The 25,590-nt window shown below is 45.8% G+C and carries 22 protein-coding genes; 14 read left to right on the forward strand and 8 right to left on the reverse strand.

Going from position 1 to position 25,590, the window contains the following annotated elements:
- The first annotated feature begins 207 nt into the window (after positions 1-207).
- Positions 208-1,107 (forward strand): methylenetetrahydrofolate reductase, encoded by a 900-nt coding sequence (gene metF, locus F0229_RS09520; protein WP_004729683.1) that lies wholly within the window; start codon positions 208-210, stop codon positions 1,105-1,107.
- Positions 1,108-1,231: 124 nt separating this feature from the next.
- Here metF and F0229_RS09525 read toward each other — a convergent pair whose 3' ends face one another.
- The 3 genes from F0229_RS09525 to argE form a co-directional block, all read right to left on the reverse strand.
- Positions 1,232-1,771 carry a PadR family transcriptional regulator gene (locus F0229_RS09525; protein WP_017061141.1) on the reverse strand — a complete coding sequence of 180 codons (540 nt, stop codon included), beginning with the start codon at positions 1,769-1,771 and terminating at the stop codon, positions 1,232-1,234.
- 348 nt (positions 1,772-2,119) lie between these two features.
- Complete coding sequence (ppc, locus tag F0229_RS09530; protein WP_171732714.1) at positions 2,120-4,756, reverse strand: phosphoenolpyruvate carboxylase; 2,637 nt, start codon at positions 4,754-4,756, stop codon at positions 2,120-2,122.
- A 251-nt stretch (positions 4,757-5,007) separates the two neighbouring features.
- Positions 5,008-6,144, reverse strand: a complete 1,137-nt coding sequence (argE, locus tag F0229_RS09535) for an acetylornithine deacetylase (protein ID WP_102530065.1) — start codon at positions 6,142-6,144, stop codon at positions 5,008-5,010.
- A gap of 154 nt (positions 6,145-6,298) precedes the next feature.
- Here argE and argC point away from each other — a divergent pair, with 154 nt between their 5' ends.
- The 4 genes from argC to argH all read left to right on the forward strand — a co-directional run bounded on the left by argC (position 6,299) and on the right by argH (position 11,651).
- Positions 6,299-7,303 (forward strand): N-acetyl-gamma-glutamyl-phosphate reductase, encoded by a 1,005-nt coding sequence (argC, locus tag F0229_RS09540; RefSeq protein WP_102433309.1) that lies wholly within the window; start codon positions 6,299-6,301, stop codon positions 7,301-7,303.
- 12 nt (positions 7,304-7,315) lie between these two features.
- Complete coding sequence (argB, locus tag F0229_RS09545) at positions 7,316-8,104, forward strand: acetylglutamate kinase (RefSeq protein WP_017061138.1); 789 nt, start codon at positions 7,316-7,318, stop codon at positions 8,102-8,104.
- Between the two features lie 113 nt (positions 8,105-8,217).
- The gene (locus F0229_RS09550; protein ID WP_017632086.1) at positions 8,218-9,429 is read left to right on the forward strand and encodes an argininosuccinate synthase; all 1,212 of its coding nucleotides are present in this window, start codon (positions 8,218-8,220) and stop codon (positions 9,427-9,429) included.
- A gap of 347 nt (positions 9,430-9,776) precedes the next feature.
- Positions 9,777-11,651: an argininosuccinate lyase gene (gene argH / locus F0229_RS09555; RefSeq protein ID WP_017061136.1), complete on the forward strand. Its 1,875-nt coding sequence runs from the start codon at positions 9,777-9,779 to the stop codon at positions 11,649-11,651.
- A 254-nt stretch (positions 11,652-11,905) separates the two neighbouring features.
- Here argH and F0229_RS09560 read toward each other — a convergent pair whose 3' ends face one another.
- Positions 11,906-12,154, reverse strand: coding sequence for a DUF3624 domain-containing protein (locus tag F0229_RS09560; RefSeq protein WP_080967687.1), 249 nt, complete (start codon positions 12,152-12,154; stop codon positions 11,906-11,908).
- A gap of 87 nt (positions 12,155-12,241) precedes the next feature.
- Between F0229_RS09560 and F0229_RS09565 the strand changes: the two genes are divergently transcribed.
- Positions 12,242-12,589, forward strand: coding sequence for a RidA family protein (locus F0229_RS09565; protein WP_004729674.1), 348 nt, complete (start codon positions 12,242-12,244; stop codon positions 12,587-12,589).
- Between the two features lie 240 nt (positions 12,590-12,829).
- Here F0229_RS09565 and F0229_RS09570 read toward each other — a convergent pair whose 3' ends face one another.
- From F0229_RS09570 to F0229_RS22060, 3 genes are all read right to left on the reverse strand, one after another.
- A complete protein-coding gene (locus F0229_RS09570) occupies positions 12,830-14,296 on the reverse strand; it encodes a dihydrolipoyl dehydrogenase (RefSeq protein ID WP_171732715.1) in 1,467 nt (488 codons plus the stop codon).
- 275 nt (positions 14,297-14,571) lie between these two features.
- A complete protein-coding gene (locus F0229_RS09575) occupies positions 14,572-15,300 on the reverse strand; it encodes a glutathione peroxidase (protein ID WP_017061133.1) in 729 nt (242 codons plus the stop codon).
- Between the two features lie 44 nt (positions 15,301-15,344).
- Positions 15,345-15,524: a hypothetical protein gene (locus F0229_RS22060; RefSeq protein ID WP_017068839.1), complete on the reverse strand. Its 180-nt coding sequence runs from the start codon at positions 15,522-15,524 to the stop codon at positions 15,345-15,347.
- Here F0229_RS22060 and oxyR point away from each other — a divergent pair.
- Positions 15,523-16,416: a DNA-binding transcriptional regulator OxyR gene (gene oxyR, locus F0229_RS09580; protein ID WP_017061132.1), complete on the forward strand. Its 894-nt coding sequence runs from the start codon at positions 15,523-15,525 to the stop codon at positions 16,414-16,416. The genes F0229_RS22060 and oxyR overlap by 2 nt on opposite strands.
- Before the next feature lie 111 nt (positions 16,417-16,527).
- Here the strand turns inward: oxyR and F0229_RS09585 are convergent, their stop codons facing one another.
- Entirely contained in the window at positions 16,528-19,089 is a 2,562-nt protein-coding gene (locus tag F0229_RS09585) for a penicillin-binding protein 1A (protein ID WP_032546261.1), read from the reverse strand.
- Positions 19,090-19,240: 151 nt separating this feature from the next.
- Here F0229_RS09585 and pilM point away from each other — a divergent pair, with 151 nt between their 5' ends.
- The 7 genes from pilM (at position 19,241) to aroB (ending at position 25,539) form a co-directional block, all read left to right on the forward strand.
- Positions 19,241-20,266 (forward strand): type IV pilus assembly protein PilM, encoded by a 1,026-nt coding sequence (gene pilM, locus F0229_RS09590; protein WP_048663002.1) that lies wholly within the window; start codon positions 19,241-19,243, stop codon positions 20,264-20,266.
- Positions 20,250-20,849 (forward strand): PilN domain-containing protein, encoded by a 600-nt coding sequence (locus F0229_RS09595; protein ID WP_171732716.1) that lies wholly within the window; start codon positions 20,250-20,252, stop codon positions 20,847-20,849. The genes pilM and F0229_RS09595 overlap by 17 nt, the downstream gene beginning before the upstream one ends.
- A complete protein-coding gene (locus F0229_RS09600; protein ID WP_171732717.1) occupies positions 20,842-21,471 on the forward strand; it encodes a type 4a pilus biogenesis protein PilO in 630 nt (209 codons plus the stop codon). Before F0229_RS09595 ends, F0229_RS09600 begins: the two co-directional genes overlap by 8 nt.
- Positions 21,458-21,976 carry a pilus assembly protein PilP gene (locus F0229_RS09605; protein ID WP_017063694.1) on the forward strand — a complete coding sequence of 173 codons (519 nt, stop codon included), beginning with the start codon at positions 21,458-21,460 and terminating at the stop codon, positions 21,974-21,976. Before F0229_RS09600 ends, F0229_RS09605 begins: the two co-directional genes overlap by 14 nt.
- A 59-nt stretch (positions 21,977-22,035) precedes the next feature.
- Positions 22,036-23,730 (forward strand): type IV pilus secretin PilQ, encoded by a 1,695-nt coding sequence (locus tag F0229_RS09610; RefSeq protein WP_171732723.1) that lies wholly within the window; start codon positions 22,036-22,038, stop codon positions 23,728-23,730.
- Between the two features lie 176 nt (positions 23,731-23,906).
- The gene (gene aroK, locus F0229_RS09615) at positions 23,907-24,425 is read left to right on the forward strand and encodes a shikimate kinase AroK (protein ID WP_017061125.1); all 519 of its coding nucleotides are present in this window, start codon (positions 23,907-23,909) and stop codon (positions 24,423-24,425) included.
- Positions 24,426-24,450: 25 nt separating this feature from the next.
- On the forward strand, positions 24,451-25,539 hold the full coding sequence (gene aroB, locus F0229_RS09620) for a 3-dehydroquinate synthase (RefSeq protein ID WP_171732718.1): 1,089 nt from the start codon (positions 24,451-24,453) through the stop codon (positions 25,537-25,539).
- Positions 25,540-25,590: the final 51 nt, after the last annotated feature.

Raw genomic sequence — 25,590 nt, forward strand, 5'->3', positions numbered from 1 at the left:
ATGTGTTTTTCAGCCTTTTTTCTACATTATTTCTGCTTTGCGACCCATCTAACGACTTGAGTTTTACTCACGATCTACTTGAGAAAAATTCATAATGGATCTGTTGACATTAAATCGTATTCAATACATTCTACAGACATATAGACGTCTAAACGTCGTTTAAGGATTTGAGTTTTTAGTGGTTGCTTTTGCCACAGGGAGAGTAAGATGGGATACACACACGCTAGTCATATCGACGCTTTAAATCAGAATATCGCTGAGCTTTCTGACAACATCAATGTGTCATTTGAGTTTTTTCCACCGAGCAGTGAGAAGATGGAAGAGACCCTGTGGAACTCTGTTCACCGCCTTAAAACACTTCAACCAAAATTTGTATCGGTAACTTACGGTGCAAACTCGGGTGAACGTGACCGTACCCACTCAATCATTAAAGAAATTAAAAACCAAACCGGCCTAGTGGCTGCACCGCACCTAACGTGTATTGATGCAAGCCGTGAAGAGCTGATTCAAATTGCCGACGATTACTGGGCAAATGGTATCGAGAGTATTGTTGCGCTACGTGGTGATATTCCAGCAGGCGGCGGCGCGCCAGAGATGTACGCATCTGACCTAGTCGAGCTACTTAAATCTCGCCACGATTTTGATATCTCAGTAGCGGCATTCCCTGAGGTTCACCCTGAAGCAAAAAGCGCTCAATCTGATCTTATTAACCTAAAGCGTAAAGTGGATGCGGGTGCCAACCGTGCCATCACTCAGTTCTTCTTTGATGTAGAGAGCTACCTACGCTTTCGTGACCGCTGTGTAGCGGCTGGCGTTGATGTTGAGATTGTACCGGGCATTCTGCCGGTTTCTAACTTCAAGCAAGCATCTCGCTTTGCTGCGATGAACAACGTAAAAGTACCGGGCTGGATGGCGAAGCAGTTTGAAGGTTTGGATGATGATCCAACGACTCGTCAGCTTGTTGGTGCTAGCCAAGCAATTGATATGGTTCGTACACTGAGCCGTGAAGGTGTGAAAGATTTCCACTTCTACACGCTAAACCGTGCAGAAATGACTTATGCACTTTGCCATACGCTAGGTGTTCGTCCGCAAGTCGCTGCGCTGTAAGAAAAGTCTAAGAAGTAAAGCCTAAGCACTTGTAAAAAGCCTCTGGCAGTAACATTTCAAATCCTATAGATACAAAAAAGGCTTGGACTCATAGAGTTCAAGCCTTTTGCTTTTCTAGCTTAACTTAAGCTAGAGCGCCAAGTTCAAGCAGTACTTCTTCAGCCCATACAATCCATGCTTCACGGATAAGTAGGTTACGACGAAGTGTTAGACGCTCAAGGCGTGCTTGCTTGTCTAGTGTCGATGGCGTTGCGTAGTAAGCTGCTTCGATTTCACGGTAGTGAGAAACCAGTTTGCGAGACTCTTCTACTAGCTCAGCAAGTTGTACACGGTAAGCGTCAGAAGGTTGTACAGCACAAGCCATTAGCTTAGCTGAGAACTCGTCACGAACGGTTGGGTGTGCAGTTGGTTGTTCAAACCATTCACCTAGCGCGCCACGGCCAGCATCAGTGATAGAGTAAACTTTACGATCAGGTTTGCCTTCTTGAGGCTCAAGCACGCAAGTTACCTGGTCGTTCTGAGCCATTTTATTTAGCTCGCGGTAAACTTGTTGATGGCTAGCTTTCCAGAAGTAACCAATGCTTGCGGAGAATTCTTTTGTGATATCGTAACCAGTAGCATCGCGTGTACTTAAAACGGTTAGAATTACGTGTGGTAATGACATGTCTGAAATCCAAATGGTAAACAGTAAACAAATACTTAAACAACAAGTGTGCTTCTAATGGCACGTTATATTGGTTATGTCTAAGTAGCACCAACTCATCGGTTGGTTATGTCACCTTACAAAGCCGTTTATCACCTAGGTTGACCAGTTTATTGGTCAAGATGCTGCAGATTATTTTTTGGAGTGTTTCCGCAGCGGAGCAGTAGTATATCTAAATAATAAGCATAAAGTAGAATACATGGACAAAATAACCCAAAAAACTGACAAAAAACTCAGTATTGCTTATTTTGTGAAATAAAAAGGTCGCACTGGGCGACCTTTTGTCTGTTGAATGGTAGGAATCACTAATTAACCAGTGTTTCGCATGCCTGCTGCAATGCCTGCAATCGTCACCATTAGCGCTTCTTCAAGCTCTGCTGGTGGTGTTTCACACTTACGAGTACGGTAAAGCAGTTCAGCTTGAAGCATGTTTAGTGGCTCAACGTAGATGTTACGTAGGCGGATTGACTCAAGTCCCCAAGGGTCGCTCTGCATTAGGTTCTCGTTGTTTTCTACATTCAGTACCGCTTTGATGTCTTTTTGCAGCTGTTCACGCAGTAACTCACCTAACGGCAGTAGTTCTTTATCAACAAGACGTTGGTCGTAGTACTTCGCAATTTCCATGTTGCACTTCGAGTACACCATTTCCAACATACCCAGACGAGTTGAGAAGAACGGCCACTCGCGACACATCTCTTCGAGCAGGGCTTGATGGCCTTGATCTACAGAGTACTGAATCGCTTCACCAGCGCCTAACCATGCAGGCAGTACCAAACGGTTTTGGCTCCAAGAGAAGATCCATGGAATCGCACGTAGGCTTTCTACGCCGCCGTTCGGGTTACGTTTCGCAGGGCGAGAGCCAAGAGGCAGTTTACCTAGCTCCAGTTCAGGTGTCGCTTGACGGAAGTAAGGTACGAATTTCTCTTCGCCACGAACCACGTTGCGGTAAGCCTCACAAGATACTTGAGATAGCACTTCCATTAGGTCGCGCCACTCTTGTTTTGGCTCTGGTGGCGGCAGAAGGTTCGCTTCTAGAATCGCACTTGCGTAAAGGTTAAAGCTGTTTACAGCAACGTCTGGTAAACCAAGCTTAAAGCGGATCATTTCGCCTTGCTCAGTTACACGTAAACCGCCTTTCAAGCTCTTAGGTGGCTGAGAAAGAAGAGCAGCGTGCGCTGGCGCACCACCACGACCAACCGTACCGCCACGACCGTGGAATAGAGTCAGTTCAATGCCTTCTTCATCACAAACTTTAACCAGCTTGTCCATCGCGTCATACTGGGCCCAACCTGCAGACATTACGCCCGCATCTTTCGCTGAGTCAGAGTATCCGATCATCACCATTTGGTGGTTCTGGATAAATCCACGGTACAAGTCGATGCTCATTAGCTGCTTCATTACCGCTTCTGAGTTGTTCAAATCGTCTAGCGTTTCGAACAGTGGACATACGTCCATGCGGTATGGGCAACCACATTCTTGCAGAAGCAAGTGAACAGCCAGTACATCCGATGCAGTACGAGCCATAGAAATCACATAAGCGCCGAAGGCTTCACGAGGTTGAGCTGCAATTACCTTACAGGTGTCCAAAACCTCTTTGACCTGTTCAGATGGCTCCCAGTCGCGCGGTAGCAGTGGGCGTTTTGAGCTTAATTCATTGGTTAAGAAAGCAATCTTGTCTTGCTCGCTCCACTGGTCGTAATCGCCAATGCCTAGGTAGCGAGTCAGTTCAGATAGGACATCTGAGTGACGGGTACTTTCTTGACGAACATCGAGACGAACTAAATGCACACCGAATGCTTTTAGGCGACGTAGGGTATCAAGCAGAGAACCATCTGCGATTACGCCCATGCCACATTCGTGCAGCGATTGGTAACACGCGTAAAGTGGTGTCCAAAGTTGGTCGATGTTCTGCAGTGTTTCTTTCTTCGGAACCTCTGTGTCATGCAGTTTTGCGTCAAGCACTTCTAGCGTGTTGTTCAGCAGAGTGCGTAGGCTCTTAAGGATTGCACGGTAAGCTTCGTGCTCATCACCTGCTAGTTCACGAACCGCATCATTACACTTAGTCATCGACAGCTCGGTAATCAGCTCATTAACGTCGCCTAGGTAAAGGTCTGCAGCTTTCCAGCGAGATAGGCGCAGCACTTCTTTAGTGATGGTGTGCGTTACGAATGGGTTACCATCGCGGTCACCGCCCATCCAAGATGAGAAGTGTACTGGGCGTGCATCGATCGGCAGGCCTTCACCAAGGTAGCCTTTTAGTCGGCCATCCATGTCGCGTAGAAAATCTGGTACTGCTTCCCATAGAGAGTTTTCTACAACCGCAAAGCCCCACTTAGCTTCATCAAGTGGCGTTGGGCGTTGTTGACGAATCACATCTGAGTGCCAACCTTGAGCGATAAGTTGCTCTAGGCGACGTTCGGTTTTCACGCGCTCTTTGTGTGATAGGTCGCTTAATTCTAATTTAGACAGACACTCGTTGATCTTAACCAGCTTGTTGATCATGGTGCGACGAGTGATCTCTGTTGGGTGTGCAGTCAAAACGAGTTCAATGTTCAGGTCGCGAACAGCTTGAGCCGCATCTAGCTTGCTGATGTCGTTTTGGTTTAATTTGGAAAATAGAGATTGCAGCACGTCTGGTTCGCAAACATGCTCCTCACAGTGGCGAGAGATGGTGTGGTACTGCTCTGCCATGTTGGTGAGGTTGAGAAATTGGTTAAATGCACGAGCAACAGGAGTGAGTTGTTCGTTCGGCAGGTTTTTGATTTCTTCAACTAGGCTGTCACGGTCAGCTTTGTTGCCTGCGCGGGCGGATTTGGAAAGTTTACGGATAGTTTCCACTTTCTCTAAGATAACGTCACCATGTGCATCTTGGATTGTGTTACCTAGCAAGCGTCCCAGCATGCTTACGTTACTCTTGAGAGCGGCGTATTTCTCGTTCATTGTCATCCTGCCTCGTAAAAAAATTACATCCATTGTTCCTTGTTAAGTACACAATCTAGCGAAAACTGCTGTATCTAGTCAAATAAAGCATTCTAAGTTTGCAATTATTAGGTTTAGAAATGTGGGAGAAGTAAATTTTTCAATACTGTGGAATAAAGTGAAATTTAATTACAAGAACAGGCTATGTCAGAGATAACAGAATAAAAGCCACCTTTTGGGGTAGCTTTTGTATAAAAATATCGAACGGGTAGCAATAACTAGAAACAATATTTACGGATCGATTTACTCAGAACATCAATTGTTGGGTCAATAAAATCGAAGCTTAAGAACTCATCCGGTTGGTGAGCCTGGTCGATTGACCCCGGACCTAGTACTAAGGTTGGACACAGCTCTTGAAGGAAAGGTGCCTCTGTACAGTAGTTCACGGTTTGCGATTCAATCTCGCACACCGATTCCATACCACCAATAAATGGATGATCGTGTTGGCACTCGTAACCCGGAATCGGCTCATGCAGCGGAGTAATGTCAATTCTGCCCGGCCATTTTGCTTCTACTTCCTTGAGTGCGCTGCGCAGCATGTTATCCAACCCATCTAAGCTGATGCCTGGTAAAGGACGAACGTCGTAATGTAGTTCACAACAGCCACAGATTCGGTTAGCGCTATCACCGCCGTGAATATGGCCAAGGTTTAGAGTCGGACTTGGAATAGCGAAACCTGGGTGGTGATACTCTTTGACTAACTTGTCACGCAGCTGCATCAAAGCAAACAGCACTTCATGCATGATTTCGATGGCGTTGACACCTAATGCAGGATCCGAAGAGTGACCTGATTTACCGGTTACTCGCACGGCATTGGCGACATGACCTTTATGACCACGTATAGGCACAAGGCTGGTTGGCTCACCAATGATGCAGTAATCCGGTTTAAATGGTGCATTCTCCGTGAAGTGACGTGCGCCTAGCATGGTGGTCTCTTCATCACAGGTTGCCAATACATAAAGTGGCTTCGCCTGTTTGCTCCAATCCATCTTCTTTGCCGCTTCATAAACGAAAGCGAAAAAGCCTTTCATATCGGCCGTGCCTAACCCATAGAAGCGATTGTTGTGTTCTGTTAGTGCGTGAGGATCGAAGTTCCAACGCCCTTCATCGAATGGCACTGTGTCGCTGTGTCCCGCTAATAACAAGCCACCTTCACCTGAGCCCATCTTTGCGACCATATTATGCTTGCCGGGCTCGACCTCCACGACCTCAACGCTAAAGCCTAAGTCTTTAAACCATTGAGCCATTTTTTCGATCACTTTTTCGTTGCCATGATCCCAGCTTGGATCGGTAGAACTAATAGAGTCGGTGGAAATTAGGCCTTTGTAGACCTCAAGAAAACTCGGTAATTGCATAATATCTTCACTTCTACTATTGACAGGAAAACTATAAGTCGGTAAAACACATATTAAATCATATTTAATGCATAAGAAATCAAATAAAGCCAAAAATTAAGTATGAATAGTCAAATTTTGAAATGTAACTTACCTCAGGAATGGATGTGTTGAGATGTTGAAAACCACGATCATTGGCGCAAGCGGCTACACAGGAGCAGAACTGGCTCTAATGATAAACAGACACCCTGAGCTCACGCTATCAGGTTTATATGTCTCAGCCAATAGTGTAGACGCAGGTAAACCTATTGCGGCACTGCACGGTAAGTTAGCTGGCTTGATTGATATGCCAGTACAGCCATTAACGAATCCAGAAGAAGTAGCAAAGCAGTCTGATGTGATTTTCTTAGCTACCGCACACGAAGTAAGTCACGACCTAGCGCCAATTTTTCTAGAAAACGATTGCCAAGTCTTCGACCTATCGGGTGCATTCAGAGTTAAAGGCGAGAACTTCTACCAAGAGTTCTACGGTTTTGAACACCAACACGAACAATGGCTAGATAAAGCCGCTTACGGTTTAGCGGAATGGAATGAGCAAGCGATTAAAGAAGCTCAACTTGTTGCAGTCGCGGGTTGTTATCCAACCGCATCACAATTGGCGATTAAGCCTTTGGTTGAAGCGAAGTTACTGGATGAGAACCAATGGCCTGTGATTAACGCGACCAGCGGTGTTACTGGAGCGGGTCGTAAGGCGACTATGGTTAACAGCTTCTGCGAAGTGAGTCTGCAAGCTTACGGCGTATTCAATCACCGTCATCAACCTGAAATGGCTGCACATTTAGGATGTGATGTGATTTTCACTCCGCACCTCGGCAACTTTAAGCGCGGTATTTTAGCGACCATCACCATGAAACTGGCTGAAGGCGTGACAGAGCAACAGATACAAGATGCCTTTGAGCAAGCTTACCAAGGTAAACCTGCAGTGAGACTACTCGAAGAGACACTGCCAAGAATTCAAGATGTAGAACAGACGCCTTTCTGCGACTTAGGTTGGAAGGTTCAAGGTCAGCACATCATCGTTGTTTCAGCGATTGATAACTTATTAAAGGGTGCATCTAGCCAAGCGATGCAGTGTTTAAATTTACGTTATGGTTTTGCGCCATTAACTGCGTTAGTGTAAAGGAATCTAGATATGAGCCTTAATAATCAACCATTAATCATAAAGTTAGGTGGCGCTGCGCTATCTTGTGGTGAAACACTCAGCAAGTTATTTGGTGCTATTTCAGCTTACCAACAGCAGGCACAGCGACCTATCGTGATTGTTCACGGCGGTGGTTACCTTGTTGACGACCTAATGAATAAGTTGAACCTCGAAACCGTCAAGAAAGAAGGGCTACGTGTTACTCCTTATGACCAGATCCCTGTGATCGCTGGTGCACTAGCGGGCACGGCCAACAAACTACTTCAAGGTCAGGCAATTAAAGATGGTATCAATGCCGTTGGTTTGAGCCTTGCAGACGGTGGTTTATGCAAAGTGAGCGAACTGAACCCTGAGCTGGGCGCAGTAGGAAAAGCGGAGCCGGGCGACTCAACCGTTCTGCAAGCGATTCTTAATGCGGGCGCACTGCCAATCATTAGCTCAATTGGTCTGACTGAGCAAGGCCAACTGATGAACGTCAATGCCGATCAAGCAGCGGTTGCCGTTGCAGGCGCACTTGATGCTGAACTGGTGCTACTTTCTGATGTAAGTGGTGTGTTGGATGGCAAAGGCCACCTCATTCCAAGCCTTAATCAACAGCAAGCTGATGACCTTATTACAGGCAAAGTGATTACTGACGGCATGATCGTTAAGGTTCAAGCTGCACTAGAAGCCGCTAACGACCTTGGACGACCAATCGAAGTTGCCACTTGGCGATACCCAGAAAAGCTAACACAACTGTTTTCAGGTAAAAGCATAGGAACACAGTTTTTACCTCAGTAGGTCTTACAACGAGTCACTACTTAAAGAATTTAGACAAATTAAATAAACATATAATTATGAAGTCATTTCCAACGCTGACCGCCATGTGCAGTATGGAAACTAGGAGAAAGAAAATGAGCAAAGTTAACGTAAAGAAAGTTGTAGTAGCCTACTCTGGCGGTCTAGACACATCAGTAATCATTCCATGGTTGAAAGAGAACTATGACTGTGAAGTGGTTGCGTTTGTTGCGGATGTTGGTCAAGGCGACGAAGAGTTGATTGGTATCGAAGAGAAAGCGAAAGCTTCGGGTGCTTCTGAGTGTTACATCGCTGACCTTAAAGAAGAGATGGTGGCAGATTACATCTACCCAACGCTAAAAACGGGCGCTTACTACGAAGGCAAATACCTACTAGGTACTTCTATGGCTCGTCCAATCATTGCGAAAGCGCAGGTTGAAGTTGCTCGTAAAGTAGGAGCAGACGCACTGTGTCACGGTTGTACTGGTAAAGGTAATGACCAAGTTCGTTTTGAAGGTGCATTCGCAGCACTGGCACCAGACCTACACGTAATTGCACCATGGCGTGAGTGGGATCTAGTGAGCCGTGAAGAGTGTCTAGATTACCTAGCAGAACGTAACATTCCTTGTACTGCTTCTCTGACTAAGATTTACTCGCGTGATGCAAACGCATGGCACATCTCTACAGAAGGTGGCGTTCTAGAAGATACATGGAACGCGCCAAACGAAGATTGCTGGGCTTGGACTGTAGACCCAGAGCAGGCACCAAACGAATCTGAAACAGTGACGCTTAAAGTTGAAAAAGGCGAAGTGGTTGCGGTTGATGGTGAAACAATGACGCCATACAACGCACTGGTTTACCTAAATGAGAAGGGCGCTAAGCACGGTGTTGGTCGTATCGATATCGTAGAAAACCGTCTTGTTGGTATGAAGTCTCGTGGTTGTTATGAAACTCCGGGTGGCACAATCATGATGGAAGCACTGCGTGCAGTAGAGCAGCTGGTTCTTGATAAAGCGGCATTCGAATTCCGTGAAGAGCTAGGTGTTAAAGCATCTCACCTTGTATACGATGGTCGTTGGTTCACTCCGCTATGTAAGTCAATCCTTGCAGCGACAGAAGAACTAGCACAAGACGTGAATGGCGAAGTGGTTATCAAACTTTACAAAGGCCATGCAACGGTGACTCAGAAGCGTTCTGACAACAGCCTGTACTCAGAAGAGTTTGCAACCTTTGGTGAAGATGAAGTTTACGACCAAAGCCACGCTGAAGGCTTCATCCGTCTTTACTCGCTATCAAGCCGTATTCGTGCTCTGAATAGCCAAAAGTAATGCTAACAATGAGTTAGTGAGCTAGCCTTTGATGAAAGCTTAAAGGTCAGTAAACAGACATTATTATGCAAAGCCCATTCACTATTGATTAGTGAGTGGGCTTTTTAGTTTCTATTCGCCGAATAAATCAGCTTCGGTTTTTACTATCGAATGGCATATAATTCGCGCTCCACGCTGAAAATAATCAATGGATTGAACTTCTGGTGAATAAATATGTTAAAATAATGAATTAATACTTTATTTTCATTTTGAATTGCCGTAAGTTTAAACCATCAGAAAAATACTGAATCTTAATCAGAATTATCATTTGCAAAAACAGTGAGCACTGTGCAATTAGGAGATACACAATGGCATTATGGGGCGGTAGATTTACCCAAGCAGCAGACACCCGGTTCAAAGATTTTAACGATTCTCTTCGTTTTGATTACCGATTGGCTGAGCAAGACATTGTGGGCTCAATTGCCTGGTCTAAGGCTCTACTGTCGGTCAACGTATTAACAGAAGAAGAGCAGCAGAAGCTTGAGTTAGCGCTGAATGAGCTAAAACTTGAGGTGATGGAAGATCCTGAACAGATTCTACGTTCTGATGCAGAAGATATTCACAGCTGGGTTGAGCAACAACTTATCGGCAAAGTCGGTGATTTGGGCAAAAAGCTTCACACAGGCCGTTCTCGTAATGACCAAGTGGCGACCGACCTGAAACTGTGGTGTCGTCAGCAAGGTAACCAACTGCTATTGGCATTGGATCGCCTACAGAGCCAAATGGTCAACGTTGCTTCTCAGCATCAAGAAACTGTGCTTCCTGGCTACACTCACTTACAACGTGCTCAGCCGGTAACTTTTGCTCACTGGTGCTTGGCTTACGTTGAAATGCTTGAGCGTGATTATTCTCGTTTGAATGATGCGATTAAGCGTCTAGATACATGTCCGCTGGGTTCTGGTGCCCTTGCCGGAACTGCTTACCCGATGGACCGTGAAGAGTTAGCTCACAACTTAGGTTTCCGTCGTGCAACGCGCAACTCTCTAGATTCAGTCTCTGACCGTGACCATGTGATGGAGCTGATGTCGATCGCTTCTATCTCTATGCTTCACCTTTCGCGTCTTGCAGAAGATATGATTTTCTACAACTCAGGTGAATCAAACTTCATCGAGTTAGCAGATACCGTGACTTCAGGTTCATCTCTGATGCCACAAAAGAAAAACCCGGATGCGTTAGAACTTATCCGTGGCAAAACTGGCCGTGTTTACGGTTCACTAGCTGCAATGATGATGACAGTAAAAGCTCTGCCTTTGGCGTACAACAAAGACATGCAAGAAGATAAAGAAGGTCTGTTCGACGCTTTAGATACTTGGAATGATTGTATGGAAATGGCAGCGCTCTGTTTTGACGGCATTAAAGTGAACGGCGAACGTACACTTGAAGCGGCGAAACAAGGCTACGCGAACTCAACTGAACTGGCTGATTACCTAGTAGCGAAAGGGATTCCTTTCCGTGAAGCTCACCATATTGTCGGTGTAACAGTAGTAGCGGCGATTGCTAAAGGCTGTGCATTAGAAGAATTAACCATCGCAGAGATGAAAGAGTTCTCTGAGGTGATTGAAGAGGATGTATATGACATCCTGACCATTGAATCGTGTCTTGAAAAACGTAGCGCGCTAGGTGGTGTATCTCCACAGCAAGTGGCTTACGCGGTTGACCAAGCTGAGAAACGTTTATCACAGCGTGACACTTCCATCGTTAAGGTTCGTCCTGCTCGTCTGACTGATATTGAAGCGTTAGAAGGCATGGTCGCTTACTGGGCGAACATGGGTGAAAATCTACCTCGTTCTCGTAATGAACTGGTGCGTGATATTGGCTCGTTTGCGGTCGCGGAACATCATGGAGAGGTGACAGGTTGTGCATCACTCTATGTGTATGACTCTGGCTTAGCAGAAATTCGCTCACTCGGTGTTGAGGCTGGCTGGCAAGGTCAAGGGCAGGGTACTGCGATTGTGCAGCACTTGGTTGAGAAAGCGCGACAAATGGCCATCAAGAAGGTGTTTGTGCTGACTCGTACACCAGAGTTCTTCATGAAGCATGATTTCTTACCGACATCGAAATCTCTACTGCCTGAGAAGGTACTGAAAGATTGTGACCAGTGTCCTCGTCAACATGCGTGTGATGAAGTGGCGTTGGAAGTGAACTTGGTAGAGCAGATTATCGCTAAGGTTAATGTTGCATAAGACATTGATTTTATAGCTCCTAAAAAAAAGATCAAAAATCTGATCTTTTTTGGGAACAAACTAAGAAAAGCCCGGTCTATTAAAGTACCACTGCTTTTTCTTAGAATTTTCTAAGAAAGCCCTAGAATCGATTGGTTCTGGGGCTTTTTTCTATCCGCTGTTTGGTAAATGATAATAGCTCGATAATTACGGTGCACGATTGATGTATTGAACCTATCATCTAACCATTATTGCCTATCCAGCAAACTCCTCAGCTAACGCTTTTTGTTCCTTAAAGGCAGCACCACTAACTTCATTATCCAATGCAGCGATAACAAGCCACTGAACGCGAAAGCGGCCATCATCAAGGCGATGGCATTGATGGTTTTCGGGTCTTCCCTGAAAAGTAACCACCATGTTCCCCAACTCAAGAGCGACAGCACCATGAGTTGGTTCATACAACGTTGGCAGCGACCGAGTTTGTTGAAGATTTTTTCATTTTTATTGCAATGAATACATGTCATCTTGGGCTTGATTCGCGTTATGCTTGTTGCCCTGATAATACCACGTCACAAGATATTGGATCACGGTGACATAGAGAGAGAAGATCGATGATTGAGCGCCAAGAAACCAAGCAACGTATGAGCCGTATTGTTAAACACAACGGTACTATCTACCTATGTGGCCAAGTTTGTGCTGATGCAACTAAAGACATCACTGAACAAACACAGACCATGCTAGATAAAGTAGAAGCGCTACTTGAGCAAGCAGGCAGCGACAAAGAGCACATGCTGTCAGCAACGATTTACTTGAAAGACATGAAAGACTTCCAAGAAATGAACGCAGTATGGGATGCATGGGTTCCAGAAGGTCACGCTCCAGCTCGCGCATGTGTGACTGGCGACATGGCTCGCGAAGCACTGCTAGTTGAGATCTCTGTGATTGCAGCTGAGAAGTAATTCTCTCGCATTTAGCGATAAGTAACGGTTTTAAGAGATTCCAGATACCTCGTCCCTCGGTTCTGGAATGACGGTTTAAGTTTTGGTTTAGTGGCTTAAATAAATCAACGTCATTCCCGAAAGCGACGAAGGAGCGTAGTCGGGAATCTGTTATTTGTTCGTTGCCGAAAAACAAAAAGGAAAGCCAATGGCTTTCCTTTTTAGTATCTAATTTATGTGTTCTGTCTCAATCAACCGAGATTAACAACCAGGTCCACAATCTAGACAGTGTTTCACCATCTCTGGGCCTAAGTGCAGTTTCGCGTTGAGGTCACGCAGCGCTGTTCGTACACCCTCTTCAATTACTGGGTGATAGAACGGCATGTCTAGCATTTCAGAAACCGTCATCTTGTTCTGGTGTGCCCATGCTAACAAGTGAGCTAAGTGTTCTGCGTTTGGTCCCATCATCTCAGCACCAAGGAAGCGGCCTGTACCTTGCTCGCCGTAAACGTGCAGAATACCTTTGTTGCGTAGCATCACTCGTGAACGACCTTGGTTCTCGAACGACACTTCACCCGTTGCGAAACAACCACATGTGCCTAAGCGGGTGGTGATCTCTTTGTAGGATTCACCAACCATCGCGATTTGCGGGTCAGAGAATACCGCTGAGATTTTAGAGCGGCGTAGACCTGCACGAATCTCAGGGAAGCGACCAGCGTTGTCACCTGCAATGCGGGCTTGGTCTGCTGCTTCATGTAGCAGAGGTAGTTGGTTGCTTGCATCACCTGCAATGAATACTGATGGCAATGATGTTTGTAGCGTGTAGTGGTCAGCGATTGGAACACCACGCTCATCAAGTTCTAGAGAGGTATTCTCTAAGCCAAGCTTGTCAGTGTTAGGGCGACGACCTGTTGCTGCTAGTACGTATTCAACGACGTTAGTTTCTAATTCACCTTGTTTATTGATGAACTGGATTTCGACACGTGGCTCACCCGATTCAGTGGTAATGCGCTGCATGCTTTCGATTTTCACGTCGGCATCGAGATAGAACTCTTCATTGAAAGCTTTATCTGCATAAGCCATGATCTCTGGATCAGTTACTGGGCCAACTTGACCACCCAAACCGAACAGTTTGGTCTTCACGCCTAAGCGGTGCAGTGACTGACCAAGCTCAAGACCAATAACACCAGGGCCAAATACCGCAACCGATTCTGGTAAATCATCCCAGCTGAACACGTCGTCGTTAATGATCAGGCGATCGCCAAGCTCATTCCAAACGGCAGGGTATGCAGGGCGAGAACCGGTCGCGATAACAATACGCTTAGCGGTGACAACCGTGTGGTCATCAATTTGTAGTGTGTTGTCATCTAAGAACTTTGCGTAGCCAGAGATCTTGTCTTGCTCTGGGATTTCATCAACACCTTCTAAAACAAAACCAACAAAACGGTCACGCTCAAACTTCACTCGGTCCATCACTTCACGGCCGTTAATCACGATATCACCTTGTGGGTGAACGCCAAAAGCCGGAGCTTTCTCGATTTGGTGTACGCTTTCTGCAGCTGCAATAAGCAGTTTAGATGGCATACAACCAACGCGAGCACAGGTAGTACCGTAAGGGCCGCCTTCAATCATCACGACACTGTCAGTGTGTGCTTTTGCAGCGCGGTAAGAACCTAGACCTGCCGTACCGCCCCCGATAACTGCTACATCTACATTGACTTGTTTCATAATAATTTTCTCGCAATGGCTGAATTTAGTTTGAACGAACCCCTCCAACTCTGGTGATTTTTTTGAGAGTCAGGATAACGGGTCAGTTTTGTGATTCTGTTTTATTAGGTTTAGCTTGTGACTCTGCTTTTATTGCTAACTATAGGTTAGTAAAAGACAGGCGAGTCACCAGCTATATTCTTTTTCCCAAAACTCAGATAAGAGTGTTTGGAATGGCTAACCCACAAGAGGGTGGGTTAGCTGATACTTCTAAGCCTATATCGGCGATGAAGCGATTAGCCTAGGAAAGTTTCTAGTTCTTCACTACCACCGATGTGTTTGCCACCGATGAATACTTGAGGAACGGTAGTACGACCAGAGATTGCACGTAGGCTTACTGTTGTTGCATCTTTACCTAGAACCACTTCTTCGTAGTTCAGACCTTTGTCGATTAGGTTCTGTTTTGCTTTCATACAGAAAGGACAGCCTGGCTTAGTGAATACTGTGATTGACTCTTGCTCTTTGTGCTCAGGAGCAAGGTAGTTCAGCATAGTGTCTGCATCAGAAACCTTGAACGGGTCGCCTGGTACGTCTTCTTCGATAAACATTTTTTCTACCACGCCGTTTTTAACCAGCATGCTGTAGCGCCATGAACGTTTGCCGAAGCCGATGTCGTTTTTCTCAACTAGCATACCCATGCCGTCTGTGAAATCACCGTTACCATCAGGGATGAATGTGATGTTTTCCGCTTCTTGGTCTGCTTTCCATGCGTTCATTACGAACGTGTCGTTTACAGAAACACAAAGGATGTCATCAACGCCGTTTTCTTTGAACACTGAATGTAGTTCGTTGTAACGAGGTAGGTGGCTTGAAGAACATGTTGGAGTAAACGCACCTGGTAGGCTGAATACGATAACTGTCTTGTCTTTGAAAAGCTCTTCTGTCGTTACGTTAACCCATGCATCGCCTTGGCGAGTTGGGAATGTTACTTGAGGGATTGATTGACCTTCTTTAGATGCAAACATATTGATTTCCTTAAATAGTATTTTTAATTTTGTTCTATTAGAGCTTAACGTTTTTCGTTGCTCTGTTTCGTTTTGTTGAGCCCATTATTAGATAAATTCTTTGATAGCTCTAATCGTTTGATGTTATGGTTTTGATAGGTAAATTCTATCAAGAGCATTTTTCTTTTAAATGTTTCTATGAAACCCCTTGTTCTTATTAAAACCTGAGGTAAGAGACTGATCATGAATATTCGTGACTTTGAATACTTGGTGGCGCTCGCAGAGCATAAACACTTCCGAAAAGCGGCAGAAGCGTGCTTTGTCAGTCAGCCGACACTAAGCGGTCAAATACGCAAACTCGAAGATGAAATTGGACTTCAGTTAACCGAGCGTAGTCCAAGGAAGGTAATATTTACAGAATCAGGGTTACAACTTGTTGAACAAGCCAAGCGTATTCTCAATGAAGTGAAAACTTTTAAAGATATGGCGAGTGGACACGGTGAAGCGATGACGGGGCCAATGCACATTGGTTTTATTCCAACCGTGGGTCCTTACATCTTGCCTAAGATTGTTCCTCATCTAAAAGAGAGCTTCCCAGATCTTGAGCTTTACCTGCATGAAGCTCAGACCCATCAGTTAGTGAGCCAACTTGAAGATGGCAAGCTTGATTGCTTAGTACTGGCTGCGGTTGATGAAACGGCGGTGTTCAAAGAGATCGATGTGTATGACGAGCCGTTAAGTGTTGCCGTTCCATGTGACCACGAGTGGGCTCAGCAAGACACTGTCGATATGCTGCAGCTAAATGGACAAACCGTACTTGCGCTAGGTGACGGTCACTGTTTGAGAGACCAAGCCTTGGGCTTCTGTTTTGCTGCGGGCGCCAAAGATGATGAGCGCTTTAAGGCAACCAGCTTAGAAACGCTGCGTAACATGGTCGCGGCGGGGGCGGGGATTACCTTGCTTCCTCAGCTATCGGTGCCGAAAGAGAAGCAGAAAGACGGTGTGTGTTACGTACCTGCTGTGAATCCAACACCTTCACGTCGCATTGTTGTTGCCTACCGTCCGGGCTCTCCATTGAAGGGACGTTTCGAGCAATTGGCTGAGACGATTCGAACTCAACTGGAGAAGACGGCTTAGCGCTTGAATTTAGAGCCTAGTCTGGTCAGATATAGATATAAAAAAAGGGTTGATATGAATGCATATCAACCCTTTTTGTTGGTTCATGTTACTAGGTTCTACAAACCTTAGTTAGAACAGTTCTTCTACTGCTTCACCTGATGAGGTTGAGTAGATGTCATCATTGAAACGTTCAGTGATGTACTCGGTTGGCTCTGTGCCTTTCTCGAAGTACTCGAACATTGATGAGCTATCGAACTTGTTGGTCAGTAAGCCAGTTTCACGGTCGATACGAACACGGACGATGTTCTCAGGAATCTCTTTACGCTCAGCAGGAACACCCGCTAACGCCGTACCCATGAAATCAACCCATGCAGGTTCTGCTGTTTTCGCGCCAGCTTCTGCACCCGTAATTTGGTTCTTACCAAGATTTGAGTTCGCTTTGGTTCTGCCTAGGTTGCGGTTGTGGTTATCAAAACCAACCCATACCGTTGCAACCATGCCAGGGCCGTAACCGCTGTACCAAGTATCTTTCGAATCGTTGGTGGTACCCGTTTTTCCGCCAATGTCACGACGCTTCAACGGCTGTGCACGCCAACCTGTACCGTTCCAACCCGTACCTGCGCTCCAATCACCGCCACCCCAGATGTTGCTGTACATCATTTCACGAACAAGGAATGCGTTCTGTTCAGAGATAACTTGAGGTGCGTATTGTACTTTGGCATCCACATCTTGCTCTGCAAACTCATCAGCCATTGGGTCTGAGGTCATTTGCTGTTGGCAATCGTCTTTACAAACCACTTTTGGTGTCGCTTCAAATTCAGTCTCACCAAATGGTGTCTCAATGCGACTGATGTAGAAAGGTTCAACGTAGTAGCCGCCATTAGCGAATACTGAGTAACCTTGAGCTACTTTCATTGGCGTTAAGCTACCCGCACCCAGAGCAATGGTCTCTGAACGAGGCACTTCGTCAATATCAAAACCAAATCGAGTTAGGTAGTTACGAGTATCATCTAGGCCTACTTCGCGCAGTACACGTACCGCCATTACGTTTTTAGACTGAGCTAAGCCAATACGTAAACGAGTTGGACCCACGTAAGTCGGTGGCGAGTTCTTTGGTCGCCATGCGGTACCTTGGCTCTTATCCCATTGGTTAATCGGTGCATCGTTGATCAGTGAGGCTAGCGTTAAGCCTTTCTCAATCGCTGCTGAGTAGATAAAGGGTTTGATACCAGAACCCACCTGACGAATAGATTGCGTTGCACGGTTGAACTTGTTGTGGACAAAGTTAAAGCCACCGACCATCGACAATACCGCGCCGTTGTTCGGGTTCATTGCAACAAATGCTGTGTTCGCATTCGGTACTTGGCTTAGTCGCCATACAATCGGTGTTTCTGATTCTGCAGTCGCTGACTCTTCTGTCGGCTCTTCAGAGACTTCATCGCCGGTAACGGCTTCATGGCGAACCCAGATTTGTTCACCAACCGCCAGAATTTCTTTCGCTTGAGAAGGCGCTGGTCCTTGGCGGTTATCCGTTAGGAATTTACGCGCCCAGTTCATGCCTTGCCATTCGATAGTGCCTTCACCTTGGTTCTTAACCCAAATTTGAGCACTTTTCGAATCAACCGCGGTAACAACAGCAGGGACTAGGTCACCATAGGTTGGTTGAGACTTAAGGTGTTTAACGATTTGTTCTTGATCCCACGCTGATTGCGCAGTCTGCCACAATACTTTTTCAGCACCACGGTAGCCGTGACGCTCATCGTAGCCAAGTAGGTTCTTAATTGCGGCTTGGTTCGCTGCTTTTTGCAGTTTCGAATCAACGGTCGTGTAGACCTTCATGCCTGATGTATAAGCTTCTTCACCATAGCGTTCCACCATCCAAGCACGTGCAACTTCAGCAACATATGGCGCGCTCAGTTCGATCTCTGCACCGTGGTATTTCGAGATAAGCTCTTCGCTACGAGCGTCATCGAACTCTGCTTGAGTGATGTATTTCTCGTCTAACATACGACGCAATACAACGTTACGACGGTTAGTCGCGCGCTCAACAGAGTAAATAGGGTTCATTGTCGAAGGTGCTTTTGGCATACCCGCAAGGGTCGCAATTTCACTCAGCGTGAGATCAGGAAGATCTTTACCGAAGTAAACACGTGCTGCCGCGCCAAAACCATACGAACGGTGACCAAGGAAGATCTTGTTGACGTAAAGCTCCATGATCTCTTCTTTACTAAGAAGTTGCTCAATGTGGATCGCAATGAAGATCTCTTTGATCTTACGCATAATCTTTTTCTCATTAGATAAGAAGAAGTTACGCGCAAGCTGCTGAGTAATGGTACTCGCACCTTGTTTGGCTGAACCCGACATTGCAACCACGAGTGCTGCACGTGTGATACCGATTGGGTCAATACCTGGGTGTTCATAGAAACGGCTATCTTCGGTGGCAATCAGAGCCTCAACTAAGTGGCGAGGAATCTCGTCATAAGTGACTGGATTACGACGCTTTTCACCAAATTGAGAGATCAGCTTACCGTCTTGACTGAAGACTTGCATCGGCGTTTGGAGTTCTACGTCGCGCAAAGTGGCAACATCAGGCAACTCTGGTTTTACGTAAAAATAAAACCCGAAAATTGTACTGACTCCAAGAATCATGCAAATCAATGTAAATATGAATAATCGCTTTATGAACTTCACCGGATAATCCCTGATTAGTTAAGGCTGATAAGCAGCAAACCCTTGTACTCTAGGCTAAAAACTTAGCTTTCGTTTATTAACGCTTATTTAACTAATAATCACAACCCCTAGATAATCAACGAAATGCTTGGCACTTCAGGAGCTAGGTCACATGGGTTCATCATTAATTACAGGTATAGATATAAATCATCACAGCATCAAAGCCGTGGTACTAAAACCCGTGGGGGAGTTGTATGCCCTAGTGGGATACAAAGAGCTGCCGATTTCGGACGACATTTTTACAGCTAACCATACTTTGGAGTATCAGAAAACTGTTAAGAAACTTAAAGAACTTAGGAAAGGACTGCCTTTTGGCTGTCGCAACGTCGCCATTTCGGTACCTGATAACACGGTGATCAGCAAAGTACTGCAAATAGAGAGTGAGTTAGAAGACAGAGAAAAAGAGTTTTCTATCTATCAAACCTTCGCCCATCAATCTCCCTTTCCTATCGAGGAGCTGAGTTTAGATTTTGTAAAGCTGGAAGACAAACGATTTGGTAAAGGTTCGACAAGCAGTTATCAGGTATACGCCACTCGTAAGGAAGTCGTCGATAGCCGAGCGGATGCATTAACTAAGGCTGGTTTTAAACCTGTGGTGGTAGATACACAAGCACATGGGCTGCTAAACATCTGGCAATTAGCTTCGCGCTTGTATCCCGATAAGAATAACTGGCTGCTGGTGGATGTTGGAATCGACCAAACGTCGTTAGGAGTTATCCCGCAGAATTCAGCGCCTTTCTATAAAGACATCGCTTTTGGTACTCAAGCTCTTCGCAGCACGGATAACCCAAGTGATATAGAAGGTGTGTTCGGCACGGCTGAAGATACCCATCAATTCATTGTTCATTTGATTGAGAAGCTCAAGCGCCAATTACAGCTCTATTCATCGGGAAATGCGCAGCAACCTATCTCTGGGATCTGGCTGATGGGTGAGGGTGCGAGCATCCCAATGGTAACCGAAGAGTTAGAGCGCCATTTTCAGCTGAGCTGTGAGTCATTGAATCCTTTGTCTCTGTTTGATAACAAGGTCGCCAAGAGACGTCGACTGCCAATGGACTGGCAACACTTTGGTATTGCCGCGGGTATGGCGATGAGTGGACTCAAGTGGCAGGGAGAAAAGCATGTTGCATCAAATTAACCTGCTGCCGTGGCGTGATGAGATTCGTGCTCAGCATAAAAAGCGTTTTGTTCATTTAGTTATTCTTGGCGTCATGTTTGCGCTTGGTGGGCAATGGGCGGTCGGTAACTACTTTTATGACCAACAAGCCAGGCAGCAAGCGCGCCTCAATTATCTTAATCAATACATCGCTGAGCTCGACCGACAAATTCAGTCATTAAAAGTCGCCGAACAAGAGCACAAAGCCATTCTCACTCGACTTGATGTGGTGGAGTCTTTGCAGCTTGGCCGCAACAAAACCACCGACTTCATGAACCTGATGCCAGAGCTGATTCCTGAGGGCGTGTATGTCGACAAGATAAAGATGAATGGTCAGGAGATTGAGATGTCGGGCATCAGTGACAGTACCGCTCGTCTTGCGACTATGTTGGACAACTTAGAGCGCTCAGATTCCCTGGAAGGGGTCGAGATGCACTCTATCGTTCATAACCGCAAACGCTTCAATAAAGAATTTCAGACCTTCAAGGTCTCTTTTGTGTTTAGCCCTGTCTCTTTAGAAAACACAACCGCGAGCAGAAAAGATAAGGGGGCGCATCATGGCTAACCTTCAAAATAGGATTAGTAGGCAAAACAGGATGAGCTTGCAAGATCTCGATGTTGATGAGATCACCGAATGGCCATTGTTGCCTCAGCTTCTCGTGATTCTGGTGTTGATAGTGTTAATCCAAGGTGTTGGCACTTGGCTGTATCTGCTGCCGCTCGACGAGGAACTGAAACAGATGAAGCAACAGGAGCAGACCTTAAAAACGACCTTGAGGATAAAGGCGAATAAGGTTGCAGCCTTGCCTAAGTTGCAGAGCCAGTTGGATGAGCTAACTAGTCGCTACGATTATCTATTAGAGCAGCTGCCCGTTCAAAAGGAGTTAGCGAGCATGTTGGCCTCCGTGAATGAGCTCGGCTTGGATAACTCGCTGACCTTCACACGAATCGATTGGGGGCAAAAGCAGAATAAGGAGTTTCTCTATCGATTGCCTCTCAATATAGAGCTGACAGGTGACTATCACGAGATTGGTGACTTCTCTGCTGCCATCGCCAAGCTGCCGCGTATTATTAGCTTTGATGATGTGAATTGGCAGCGAGTCAGTCAAGAAAGTAGCACGCTGCACTTTAGGGTTCGAGCTTATACCTACCAGTTTAAATCGGGGGTTAATGATGAAACCCAATAGCGCGTTTTACTCAATCGTATTGATGCTTGCGTTGTCAGGCTGCAAAGCTAATCAAGACTCACTGCAAGATTTTGTGGCGCAGGTTGAAGCCAAGGCGAGAAAAGATGTCGAGCAACTTGTCCCAGCAACTGAATTCACGGCGGCGACTTATCAGCGCCGATCTTTGCGTCCTCCCTTTGAACTGCCTAAAGAAGCCATTGTGCAAAACCAACCCTTGGTTAAGAAAGACTGTTGGCAACCCAGCGCCCGTTCTCGTAATGGCAAGTTAGAGAAGTACCCGCTGAGTAAGCTTCGTTTAAGAGGCGTGATGGGCAGTGGCTCAAGCGTGTTCGGCTTAGTGCAAACACCCAAAGGCAACGTGGTAAACGTCAAGAAAGGCCAGTTTATCGGCTTAAACAATGGCCGAGTTACTAAGGTGACCAGCCAGTACGTTCAGATTAATGAAACTCTTCCAGATGGCTTAGGTTGTTGGCATAAGCGCAACGTTAGGCTGGCTCTGAAGTAAACCAATGTCACATGATGTGGATATGAGATGTAAATATGATTAAAGGAATAAGTGAGTCAATGAACAAAGGGCTGAAAGGCTTGATGGTGTCTGTGATGTTGGTTTTTAGCGTATTTAGTTACGCAGAGAGCCTACCAAATAAATTAGAGAATATTGATTTTAGGGTCAATAAGGATAAAGACGCCGTCATCATTATTGAGCTAGCGACCAGCACCGCTGTGGTGGATGTTCAACGTGCTCAGGAAGGGTTAAGTATCGAGTTGATCAATACTCAGGTTGATGATGACAAGCTTTACCTACTAGATGTAAAAGACTTCGCTACCTTGGTTGAAGGCATTGAAGTCTATAAAGAGACACCAAGCACTCGGCTTCTAGCGACGATTAGCAATGACTATCAGTATGAATACAACCTAAAGGGGCGCTTTATTGAGGTGGTGATCAGCAAACCGGTGCTCGATGAAGCGACCAAAGAAAAAAGCGTTCTAGAGAAAGAGGGCAAGCTGATATCGATTAACTTCCAGGATATCCCGGTACGAAATGTAATGCAACTGATTGCCGATTACAACGACTTCAATCTCGTGGTGTCTGATTCGGTAGCCGGAAACCTGACGTTACGCTTAGATGGAGTACCTTGGCAGCAAGTTCTCGACATTATCTTGCAAGTTAAAGGCTTGGATAAGCGTGTTGATGGCAATGTTATCTTGGTCGCGCCGAAAGCGGAGCTCGACCTTCGAGAGCAACAAGCGTTAGAGAAATCGCGCTTAGAAGAGGAGTTAGGGGAGCTTAAATCGGAAATCATCAAGATTAACTTTGCTAAAGCCACCGACATCGCTGACATGATTGGAGGTGAAGGTGCGGTCAGCATGTTGTCCGATCGTGGTTCGATTACCATTGATGAGCGCACCAACTCACTGCTCATTCGTGAATTGGAAGAAAACATTGCCGTGATCCGAGGCATTATTGAATCGTTAGACATTCCCGTGAAGCAGGTACAGATAGAGGCACGTATTGTCACGGTTACTGAGGGTAATCTTGATGAGCTTGGCGTGCGCTGGGGCGTTTCCTCAACCAACGGAAGCTTCACCGTTGGTGGCTCAATCGAAGGTAACCACCCATCAGCGATTACGCCGTATGACGACGATAGCGGCAGCAGCGTGATTGATGACTATCTCAACGTTAATTTAGGGGCAACATCGCCGAACGCCTCGAGTATTGCGTTTCAGGTGGCCAAACTGGGTTCAGATACCTTACTCGATCTTGAACTGTCGGCACTGCAACAAGAGTCAAAAGCTGAAATCATTTCTAGTCCACGCTTAATCACCACCAATAAAAAGCCGGCTTATATTGAGCAAGGTACTGAAATTCCTTACTTAGAGTCATCTTCAAGTGGCGCTACGTCGGTTGCATTTAAGAAAGCCGTGTTGAGTCTTAAGGTGACACCGCAGATCACGCCCGATAATCGTTTGGTATTGGATTTGAGCGTGACTCAAGATAGGCCAGGGCAAGTGGTAAAAACTGGAACCGGTGAAGCGGTCGCCATTGATACGCAAAGAATAGGTACGCAAGTGCTTGTTAATAATGGTGAAACTGTCGTGCTTGGCGGGATATTTCAGCACAGCGTGAGCAGTACAGTGGATAAAGTTCCTCTGTTGGGGGACCTGCCAGTTTTGGGCGCATTGTTCCGTCGCAGCTATGAAAATGTGGGTAAAAGTGAACTACTTATTTTTGTCACACCCAAAGTTGTGATTCAGTAATGAACAATTAGATTAAAAATAAAGTTGCATTAGTGGCACCTAACCTTGATAATTTCGGGTCTTATCACGAATTATCTGTGAGGAATCGGTGCCACGGGCCTTTTAATTTCAGTACTTGTACTGACCTACCTTGTGGCGATGTCATTGAATTAACGTTGTAAATTACTGCTAAAAACATGGCTGAGAAACGCAATATTTTTCTTGTTGGCCCAATGGGCGCCGGCAAAAGTACAATTGGTAGACACCTAGCTTCCCAACTTCATATGGAGTTTCTAGACTCTGACACTGTGATCGAAGAGCGCACTGGCGCAGACATCGCATGGGTTTTTGATGTTGAGGGCGAAGAAGGTTTCCGTAAGCGCGAAGAATCTGTAATCAATGATCTGACAGAAGAACAAGGTATTGTTCTTGCGACAGGTGGTGGTTCAGTGTTGAGCAAAGAAAACCGTAACCGTCTATCTGCACGAGGCATTGTTGTATACCTAGAGACAACAATTGAAAAGCAACTTGCTCGCACTAACCGCGACAAGAAACGCCCTCTACTTCAAACAGACAACCCGCGTGATGTGCTAGAAGATCTAGCTGTATCTCGCAACGCACTATACGAAGAAGTGGCGGACTACACAGTTCGTACTGACGACCAAAGTGCAAAAGTGGTAGCCAACCAGATCGTAAAAATGCTAGAAGAACGTTAAGTTCATTTTTTCGGAGAGCAAACCCATGGAACGGATTACGGTCAATCTAGCTGAGCGTAGCTACCCTATCTCTATTGGCGCCGGGTTATTTGAAGACCCGGCGTACCTTTCTTTTTTATCAGGTAAGCAGAAAGTTGTTGTTATCAGTAATGTGACAGTAGCGCCTCTTTATGCTGATAAAATTTTATCGCTATTGGATCAAGTCGGCTGTCAGACATCTCTTCTCGAGCTGCCAGACGGTGAACAGTACAAAACCCTTGAAACGTTCAATTCAGTGATGAGCTACATGCTTGAAGGAAATTACAGCCGCGATGTGGTGGTGATTGCTTTAGGAGGTGGTGTTATCGGTGACTTGGTCGGTTTTGCTGCCTCTTGTTACCAGCGCGGTATTGATTTCATTCAAATCCCGACGACCCTTCTTTCTCAAGTGGACTCTTCTGTTGGTGGTAAAACCGCAGTAAACCATCCTCTTGGTAAGAATATGATCGGCGCTTTTTACCAACCGAAATCTGTGCTCATCGATACCAACTGTTTATCAACGCTTCCAGAGCGTGAGTTTGCAGCGGGCATTGCTGAGGTGATCAAATACGGCATCATTTACGATGAAGCCTTCTTTGATTGGTTGGAGCTGAATCTAGAGAAACTTTATCAACTTGATGAAGAAGCACTGATTACCGCGATTGCTCGTTGTTGTGCAATTAAGGCTGAAGTGGTGGCTCTAGATGAAAAAGAGTCAGGAATCAGAGCGTTATTGAACCTAGGTCATACATTTGGTCATGCGATTGAAGCAGAACTAGGCTATGGTAATTGGCTACATGGTGAAGCTGTGTCGTCAGGCACTGTAATGGCAGCTAAAACAGCTCAATTACAGGGACTGATCTCTCAGCAGCAACTTGAGCGAATTATTTCTATACTCAAGAATGCGAAACTACCAATCCATACGCCAGAAAGCATGTCTTTTGAAGACTTTATGAAGCACATGATGCGCGATAAAAAAGTGCTGTCTGGTCAGTTGCGTTTGGTATTACCAACAAGTATTGGTACTGCTGAAGTGGTTGCTGATGTGCCTCAAGACATCATTAAACAAGCGATCGATTTCTGCCGTACTCTTTAAATTTGGTTGTGAGGTTGCCTAGCTAAACTCTAGGCAACTGAAGCGTTTTAC

The organism is Vibrio sp. AIC-3 (genome assembly GCF_013114515.1).
GTDB lineage: Bacteria > Pseudomonadota > Gammaproteobacteria > Enterobacterales > Vibrionaceae > Vibrio > Vibrio crassostreae_C.

Coding starts and splice junctions, on each gene's coding strand:
- argB (WP_017061138.1), top strand. CDS start 7,316: ATGAGCCTTAATAATCAACCATTAATCATAAAGTTAGGTGGCGCTGCG.
- metF (WP_004729683.1), top strand. CDS start 208: ATGGGATACACACACGCTAGTCATATCGACGCTTTAAATCAGAATATC.
- F0229_RS09525 (WP_017061141.1), bottom strand. CDS start 1,771: ATGTCATTACCACACGTAATTCTAACCGTTTTAAGTACACGCGATGCT.
- F0229_RS09600 (WP_171732717.1), top strand. CDS start 20,842: ATGGCTAACCTTCAAAATAGGATTAGTAGGCAAAACAGGATGAGCTTG.
- F0229_RS09595 (WP_171732716.1), top strand. CDS start 20,250: ATGTTGCATCAAATTAACCTGCTGCCGTGGCGTGATGAGATTCGTGCT.
- F0229_RS09610 (WP_171732723.1), top strand. CDS start 22,036: ATGAACAAAGGGCTGAAAGGCTTGATGGTGTCTGTGATGTTGGTTTTT.
- F0229_RS09560 (WP_080967687.1), bottom strand. CDS start 12,154: ATGACATGTATTCATTGCAATAAAAATGAAAAAATCTTCAACAAACTC.
- argC (WP_102433309.1), top strand. CDS start 6,299: ATGTTGAAAACCACGATCATTGGCGCAAGCGGCTACACAGGAGCAGAA.
- F0229_RS09565 (WP_004729674.1), top strand. CDS start 12,242: ATGATTGAGCGCCAAGAAACCAAGCAACGTATGAGCCGTATTGTTAAA.
- F0229_RS09575 (WP_017061133.1), bottom strand. CDS start 15,300: ATGTTTGCATCTAAAGAAGGTCAATCAATCCCTCAAGTAACATTCCCA.
- aroK (WP_017061125.1), top strand. CDS start 23,907: ATGGCTGAGAAACGCAATATTTTTCTTGTTGGCCCAATGGGCGCCGGC.
- oxyR (WP_017061132.1), top strand. CDS start 15,523: ATGAATATTCGTGACTTTGAATACTTGGTGGCGCTCGCAGAGCATAAA.
- F0229_RS22060 (WP_017068839.1), bottom strand. CDS start 15,524: ATGATCAGTCTCTTACCTCAGGTTTTAATAAGAACAAGGGGTTTCATA.
- F0229_RS09550 (WP_017632086.1), top strand. CDS start 8,218: ATGAGCAAAGTTAACGTAAAGAAAGTTGTAGTAGCCTACTCTGGCGGT.
- argH (WP_017061136.1), top strand. CDS start 9,777: ATGGCATTATGGGGCGGTAGATTTACCCAAGCAGCAGACACCCGGTTC.
- ppc (WP_171732714.1), bottom strand. CDS start 4,756: ATGACAATGAACGAGAAATACGCCGCTCTCAAGAGTAACGTAAGCATG.
- argE (WP_102530065.1), bottom strand. CDS start 6,144: ATGCAATTACCGAGTTTTCTTGAGGTCTACAAAGGCCTAATTTCCACC.
- aroB (WP_171732718.1), top strand. CDS start 24,451: ATGGAACGGATTACGGTCAATCTAGCTGAGCGTAGCTACCCTATCTCT.
- F0229_RS09570 (WP_171732715.1), bottom strand. CDS start 14,296: ATGAAACAAGTCAATGTAGATGTAGCAGTTATCGGGGGCGGTACGGCA.
- pilM (WP_048663002.1), top strand. CDS start 19,241: ATGGGTTCATCATTAATTACAGGTATAGATATAAATCATCACAGCATC.
- F0229_RS09605 (WP_017063694.1), top strand. CDS start 21,458: ATGAAACCCAATAGCGCGTTTTACTCAATCGTATTGATGCTTGCGTTG.